This window comes from uncultured Subdoligranulum sp. (genome assembly GCF_937890665.1).
On the sequence record NZ_CALADU010000293.1, the window covers coordinates 1 to 7,306 of the forward strand.

Here is a 7,306-nt window from a genome sequence, read left to right on the forward strand (position 1 = left end):
TTCACCGGCTTTTGGAAAATAATGGGAACATGCTGGAAAATGTCGCGTTGATTTAGAAAAATTTTTTATGATGATAGTATAGAGCGGCAGACAGTACGGAGGATGGTGCGGCAGGCGCAGAAGGAACAGATGATTCCCAGCAAGGAAAAGCGTAAGGAACAAGAGCGCTAATTGATGTTATAAAATATATTGAAGTTTTACTAATAAGAATTTTTATCGTCTGTTAGTTGCTTGACAAATATGCATTACTATGATATTTTTATTCTAAATAAATATGATGTCTGAGTGCCATCAATTTCGTATAGAGTTGATGGAGAATAGTGAATCCGGTTGGAATCCGGAACGGTACCGCCACTGTATGCGCGGAGGCACCGCACATGACGAAAGTCGGTCATTGGGAGTTGATCCTGAGAAGGCTGTGCGGAAGGCTTATGATACGCAAGTCAGGAGACCTGCTCAGATTGTTAAAGTCTATTTGCTCTCGAGTTATGGAGAAATGGGCTATTTTGTTGCGAAAAAACGGCAGCAGCAGTCATGTATGACTGCTGCTTTCTTTTTTGGCATATCTTTAGCATACTTTTCTCCATTTTACTACTGCTTTTTCGTGGCTTAAACCACAAAAAGATATAAATCAATGGAGGAAAGTAAAATGAAGAACATAAAAAAACTCATAGCACTCCTGCTTGCAACGTGCATTGTAGCATCTCTTGCTGCCTGCGGTTCTCAGGAAAGTGAGACATCAGACAACTTAGGAGAGGTGTCTTCTACCAATCCAGTCTCTGACGATCAAGCTGCTGCTGATGAGGTGGCCAAGCTGATTGACGCAATCTATGTGCAAGAACGAAACGAAAACACGGATGAACAATGTGAGGCTGCAAAGGCTGCTTGGGATGCCCTGACGGATGCCCAAAAGGAATTGGTTTCCGGCGAATTTGCAGATCCAGACTATTTTGGACGGGATACTGGAGATGCTTCTAAAGATGATCCCCGCAACGGTGATGAAATCGGCGAAAATGAACTGCTCGTAGTCAGCTTCGGAACCTCTTTTAATGACAGCCGTGTTGCTGACATCAAGAGCATTGAGGACGCTTTGCAGGAAGCCTATCCGGACTGGTCGGTCAGAAGAGCATTTACCGCCCAGATCATTATCAATCATGTGCAGGCTCGTGACGGAGAAAAGATCGATAACGTCCAGCAGGCGCTTGACCGTGCGGTAGAAAATGGTGTTAAGAATCTGGTGATTCAGCCTACCCATCTGATGTATGGTGCTGAGTATGATGAGCTGGCAGAAACCGTAGGAGCTTATCAGGATAAATTTGAATCGGTTCAGATCGCTGCTCCTCTTCTGGGCGATGTCGGTACCGATGCAACTGTCATCAATGAAGATAAAAAAGCTGTTGCAGAGGCTGTTACCGCAGAAGCGGTTAAGACAGCTGGATACCAGACTCTGGATGAAGCAAAGGCAGACGGCGTTGCATTCGTATTTATGGGTCACGGTACTTCCCACACAGCAAAGGTATCTTACAGCCAGATGCAGGCTCAGATGGAGGCTCTGGGATACAACAATGTATTCATCGGTACCGTTGAGGGTGAACCGGAAGAAACCGCCTGCGAAGCTGTTATTGAAAGCATCAAAGAAGCTGGTTATAAGAAAGTCATCCTTCGTCCTCTGATGGTCGTTGCAGGTGACCATGCAAACAATGATATGGCAGGCGATGATGCTGATTCCTGGAAGAGTATGTTCAACGCATCCGGCGCTTTTGAGAGCGTTGATACTCAGATTGCAGGCCTCGGTCAGATTCCAGCCATTCAGGAGCTATATGTTGCACATACTGGTGCTGTAATCAATCAATAAAGGAACAGATCGAGCATGAAAAAAAGAACGATACTCCTGTGTATGGCTGCTTTGGTCGCTGTTTTCGCCGTTGGATGCAGCAATCAGACGGATACATCTGCTCAGGACGGCTCCAGCCCTCCAGCTGTTTCGCAGGAACAACAAACAACTCTGGAAGATGGCATCTATTCTGCTGATTTTGAAACGGACAGCAGCATGTTCCGTGTCAACGAGACATGCGATGGTAAAGGAAAGCTGACGGTTCAGGACGGTAAAATGACCATTCACATTTCGCTTACCTCTCAGAATATTGTCAATCTTTTCCCAGGCACCGCAGAGGATGCCCAGAAAGATGGGGCAGAACTTTTGCAGCCTACTGTGGATACCGTAACTTATGAGGATGGAATAAGCGAAGAGATCAACGGTTTTGATGTTCCAGTTCCGGTTCTGGACGAGCCGTTTAACCTTGCGCTAATCGGTACAAAGGGAAAGTGGTACGATCATGAGGTAATTGTATCGAACCCAGAAAAACTTGAATAAACCATGCTCTGTCCCTGCTCTTAACGGCAGGGACAGATTTGTATCTGGAGAGGAGGACAAATATGAGGAGAAGCATATTTCCCTATCTGGTGAAAAAATTTTGTCTTGGGCTATTGATGGTGATGTGTATCACATCCGTTATGGTATTTCCTGCCTCAGCATCTGCGGAAGCAGCAACGGTTGATCTGGAGGATGGTGAATATTCCATAGAAGTCATACTGGAGGGTGGAAGCGGACGGGCGACTATTACATCTCCGGCAATTATGACTGTACGGGGTGGAAAGGGTTATGTTCAGATTGAATGGAGCAGCCCGAACTATGACTACATGAAGGTAGAAAATAAAACTTTTAAACCACTCCAGGAGGCTGGAAATTCCACTTTTGAACTTCCGATTATAGATTTTGATATGCCAATAGCGGTCGTTGCGAATACCACAGCAATGAGCACACCACATGAAATCGAATATACATTAACCTTCCTCCAAGACACCATAAAACAAGACACATCTTTTGAAATGATGGCTATGGTTGCAGGAACGGTAATTGTAATTGCCATAGTCGTAATTATCTCCTTTTTGGGGATTCATAAGAAACGGAGGAGCAAATAAAATGAGAAAAATGGCAGTAGTTTTATTGTGTTTTATCCTCATATTTACTGTATCCTCCTGCGGTTCACCTTCTGAAGCTGATTTGCTGGAAACACGTAATACTGATATCAGTCCGGATTTAACCTTCGATCACAGTATGCCTCTCGATTATGCTGAGGAATTTGCAGTGGACTATTACAATGATGGATATGCGCTTATTACCATCTCCAATGGTACGCAGTATCTGGTAATCCCAGAGGGAAAACCAGAGCCATCCGGTTTGGATGAAAACATTGTGCAGCTGCACCAACCGATCCAAAACATTTATTTAGTTGCCTCGGCTGTGATGGATATGTTTGTTTCGATGGATGCGTTGGATACGATCCGTTTCAGTGCGCTGAAAAGCGATGGCTGGTATATTGAACCAGTGCGTGCGGCAATGGAATCTGGAAATATTCTATATGCTGGCAAATATTCCGCTCCGGATTATGAGCACCTCATTGATGAGAATTGCAGCTTGGCGATTGAGAACACTATGATTTTTCATACGCCCGAAGTGAAGGAACAGCTGGATAAGTTTGGAATCCCGGTTTTGGTGGATTATTCCAGTTATGAGTCTCACCCTCTCGGCAGAACAGAATGGGTAAAACTCTATGGATTGCTGACCGGACAGCAGGAAGCTGCTGAGTCAGCGTTCAATGCAGAAAAACAGGCGTTTGAGTCTGTCAGCGGAGCACAGCCTACCGGAAAAACAGTTGCATTTTTTTATATCACAACCAATGGCGAGGCTAACGTACGCAGACCGTCCGATTATCTGGCGAAAATGATTGAAATGGCTGGTGGAACCTATATTTTGGAACAAGATCCCGATGATGAAAGTAAATCTTCCACCATGAGCATGGAGATGGAAGCTTTTTATGCACAGGCAAAGGATGCCGATTATATCATCTATAACAGCACAGTAGACGGGGAACTCAAATCTCGGGATGAATTATTAACGAAAAGTCAGCTTTTAGAGAACTTCAAGGCTGTGCAGAATGGAAATGTTTATTGTACAACCCAGAACATTTACCAGTCCACTATGGAACTTGGCACCATCATCGCAGATATCCATAACATGCTGCAAGGAGATGATCAGAGCCTTACCTATATTTACAAGTTGGAGTGATACAAACAGATGAAGAAAAAACGATATTTTGCTGCATTTGTTGTTTTATTTGTGCTTCTGCGTTTGTTTCTGGTCATGAACCTATGTATCGGAAGCGTTAATATTCCATTTTCTGAGATTCCTAAAATTCTTCAAGGAATCGGAACGGATGAAACCTACACAGAAATTGTTACGCAGGTCCGAGCGCCAAGAGCATTTGCAGCGGTGATTTTGGGAGGTGCCCTCGCATTATCCGGATATCTGCTGCAAACCTTTTTCCACAATCCAATCGCAACCCCGTTTACGCTGGGCGTTTCATCCGGTGCAAAGCTGATTGTCGCATTGGTGATGGTAGCGTCCCTGCAATTTTCAGTACAGCTCGGTTCATGGCTGATGATTCTTGCGGCCTTTGCCGGTTCCATGTTATGCATGGGTTTTGTTATTCTAATGTCCAAAGTCATCAATCAGATGGCAATGCTCATTGTCAGCGGCGTCATGATCGGCTATATCTGTTCTGCTGTGACTGACTTTGTTGTTACATTTGCGGATGATGCGGATATTGTAAATCTGCACAATTGGTCTCTGGGCAGCTTTTCGGGGATTAACTGGGACAATGTAAAAGTTATGGCAATCGTAGTGCTTATTACGATGTTTTTTGTGTTTCTGTTATCCAAACCAATTAGCGCCTATCAGATGGGTGAAGCCTATGCGCAGAATATGGGGCTTAATGTATCACGTTTCCGTATTGTGCTGGTGATCCTGTCCAGTATCCTTTCGGCCTGTGTAACTGCATTTGCCGGACCGGTATCCTTCGTCGGAATCGCCGTTCCTCACCTTGTCAAAGGCTTGTTTGGTACAACACAGCCGATTTTAATGATTCCAGCTTGCTTCTTAGGAGGTGCGTCATTCTGCCTGTTCTGCGATTTGCTGGCAAGAACAGTATTTACTCCCACCGAGTTGTCGATCAGCACGGTAACTGCAATTTTGGGCGCTCCGGTGGTTATCTACATTATGCTACGCCGGAAAAGAGAAAAAATGGGGTAATCGGGAATGAATCATGGCTATCTATATACAAAAGATTTAACTGTTGGTTATAATGGTATACCGCTCATCCGCAATATTCAGCTTGAAATAAATAAAGGCGAAATTGTTACATTGATAGGACCAAACGGTGCAGGAAAAACAACTATTTTGCGCAGTATTATCCAGCAGTTGCCACCCGTGTGTGGCGTTGTATGGTTAGATGGACAACAGGCGGAGAAAATGCCGGGCAAAGAAATGGCGCAAAGGCTGTCCGTTGTATTGACCGAACGGGTAAATCCTGAGATGATGAATTGCGAAGATGTTGTGGCAACTGGCCGATATCCTTATACGGGGAAATTCGGCATTCTATCCCAAGAAGATTGGAAGATCGTGCGTGAATCCATGGAGCTGGTGCGCATAACGGAGCTGGCCAACCGAGATTTCAATAAAATCAGTGACGGGCAAAAGCAGCGGGTTATGCTGGCAAGAGCACTATGCCAGCAGCCTGATGTGATCGTTTTGGATGAACCGACTTCTTTCCTGGATATCCGTTACAAACTGGAGTTCTTATCTATTTTGCAGGAGATGTCCAGAAAGCGGAATCTGACAGTGCTTATGTCGCTGCATGAACTTGACCTTGCCGGGCGTATCTCGGACAAGATTGCTTGCGTACAGGGGGATCGAATCGACCGCTTTGGAACGCCCGAAGAAATCTTTACCCAAGGATATATTCCTCAGCTTTATCAGATGACAACCGGCTCTTATGATGAACTGACCGGCGATTTGGAACTGCCATCGGTGCAGGAGAAACCTGAAATTTTTGTCATTGCAGGAAACGGCACCGGAACCAGCGTATTTCGCAGATTACAGCGTGAAAGAAAAGCGTTTGCGGCTGGAATCCTGTGGGAAAACGATATAGATTATGCCTCGGCTAAATCACTGGCAGCGGAGGTAATCCATGTTCCAGCCTTTCATTATGTGGCAGATGAACAAATTAAGCAAGCAAAGGGATGGATAGATACCTGTAAATTTGTTGTTTGCACATTAAAAGAATTAGAAATGGTTGATTTTGCGAAAGTTCTAAGCGATTTAACAGAATATGCAAGAATCAATGGCAAACTGATAACATATCCATAATCCTCCAGTTCAGCTAACACTTACATCATTGTTTCTTCCAAATTCCTAGCGCGTATTGAAGTGCTCCGCTCATCTTTCCTTGGAAACTAGTATAGCCAATGTAAATACACCGGCAGAATACTCCATCCCTCTAGAATACAAAAGGCGGCATAGACCAGCCCTTCCCCGGTGCTGATCTATGCCGCCTCTTGGCTTAATATGGTCGCTTACTGTATCGCCCATATAAATCGTTCTAATTTATCACTTCTATATGTACGGTGGATTTGCTGATGCCAAATTTCCGGGCGGCAGAGCGGACGGTTGCTCCATTTTCGATGATGTACGCCGCCAATTTACAGGCGCGTTCCTCGATATTTCCTTTCAAATCCTTACACTCCCTCTCCCGTTTTGCCACAAGATATATATGTGGCCAGAGAGAGTACCATGCCTGTACGCGCTGGAAATCCCCCGGATTTTCCCTCTTCTTTTCGATTTGAATATCTATCCCAAGGGCGGCATATGCTATTGCGGGTGATTCAAATATGAAACAGCATACATGGAAAATATACGCCGCCTGGATTCTGTTTACCGAAGCGGTGGGCGGCCTGTCCGGCTGGCTGACCCGAGACGGAGCCAAAGCTTACAGTGAAAGCATTATCCAGCCCCCGCTTTCCCCTCCCGCCCTTGTATTTCCCATCGTCTGGGGAATTCTGTTCGTTCTGATGGGCATCGGAGCAGCTCGGATCTATCTGGCTTCTCCCTCTCGTGAGCGCACCAGCAGCTTGCGCATATTTCTGCTCCAGTTAGCCTTCAATTTCTTTTGGAGCATTCTGTTTTTTAACTTTCAAGCCTTCGGCGCTGCACTGGTCTGGCTGGTGATTTTGTGGGGATTAATTTTATGGATGATCACCTCGTTTCATAAGGTAGATCCGTTGGCTGCCTGGCTTCAGGTCCCCTATCTGCTCTGGGTCATCTTTGCGGCCTATTTGAATTACGGTGTATGGATTTTAAACTAAAAAGGAGGCCCGGCAGGTAACGCCTGCCGGGCTTCTTCCCTTT

7 protein-coding genes, 1 pseudogene and 1 riboswitch are annotated in these 7,306 nt (G+C 45.3%); of the genes and pseudogenes, 7 read left to right on the plus strand and 1 reads right to left on the minus strand.

Annotated features, from left to right (window positions below; all coding sequences use genetic code 11):
- Positions 1-266 precede the first annotated feature (266 nt).
- Positions 267-475: riboswitch (cobalamin riboswitch) on the plus strand.
- 174 nt (positions 476-649) lie between these two features.
- The 6 genes from Q0526_RS16790 (at position 650) to Q0526_RS16815 (ending at position 6,268) form a co-directional block, all read left to right on the plus strand.
- Positions 650-1,855 (plus strand): sirohydrochlorin cobaltochelatase, encoded by a 1,206-nt coding sequence (locus Q0526_RS16790; RefSeq protein ID WP_298736175.1) that lies wholly within the window; start codon positions 650-652, stop codon positions 1,853-1,855.
- 15 nt (positions 1,856-1,870) lie between these two features.
- A complete protein-coding gene (locus tag Q0526_RS16795; protein WP_298736177.1) occupies positions 1,871-2,374 on the plus strand; it encodes a hypothetical protein in 504 nt (167 codons plus the stop codon).
- A 62-nt stretch (positions 2,375-2,436) separates the two neighbouring features.
- Positions 2,437-2,982, plus strand: coding sequence for a hypothetical protein (locus Q0526_RS16800; protein WP_298736180.1), 546 nt, complete (start codon positions 2,437-2,439; stop codon positions 2,980-2,982).
- A gap of 1 nt (position 2,983) precedes the next feature.
- The gene (locus Q0526_RS16805) at positions 2,984-4,129 is read left to right on the plus strand and encodes an ABC transporter substrate-binding protein (protein WP_298736183.1); all 1,146 of its coding nucleotides are present in this window, start codon (positions 2,984-2,986) and stop codon (positions 4,127-4,129) included.
- Positions 4,130-4,138: 9 nt separating this feature from the next.
- Positions 4,139-5,152 carry an iron ABC transporter permease gene (locus tag Q0526_RS16810; protein ID WP_298736185.1) on the plus strand — a complete coding sequence of 338 codons (1,014 nt, stop codon included), beginning with the start codon at positions 4,139-4,141 and terminating at the stop codon, positions 5,150-5,152.
- A gap of 6 nt (positions 5,153-5,158) precedes the next feature.
- Positions 5,159-6,268, plus strand: coding sequence for an ABC transporter ATP-binding protein (locus Q0526_RS16815; RefSeq protein WP_298736188.1), 1,110 nt, complete (start codon positions 5,159-5,161; stop codon positions 6,266-6,268).
- A 241-nt stretch (positions 6,269-6,509) separates the two neighbouring features.
- Here Q0526_RS16815 and Q0526_RS16820 read toward each other — a convergent pair.
- A pseudogene (locus tag Q0526_RS16820) lies at positions 6,510-6,632 on the minus strand (sporulation transcriptional regulator SpoIIID); the annotation flags it as partial.
- A 157-nt stretch (positions 6,633-6,789) separates the two neighbouring features.
- Here Q0526_RS16820 and Q0526_RS16825 point away from each other — a divergent pair.
- The gene (locus tag Q0526_RS16825; protein ID WP_298736191.1) at positions 6,790-7,263 is read left to right on the plus strand and encodes a TspO/MBR family protein; all 474 of its coding nucleotides are present in this window, start codon (positions 6,790-6,792) and stop codon (positions 7,261-7,263) included.
- The last annotated feature ends 43 nt before the right edge of the window (positions 7,264-7,306 follow it).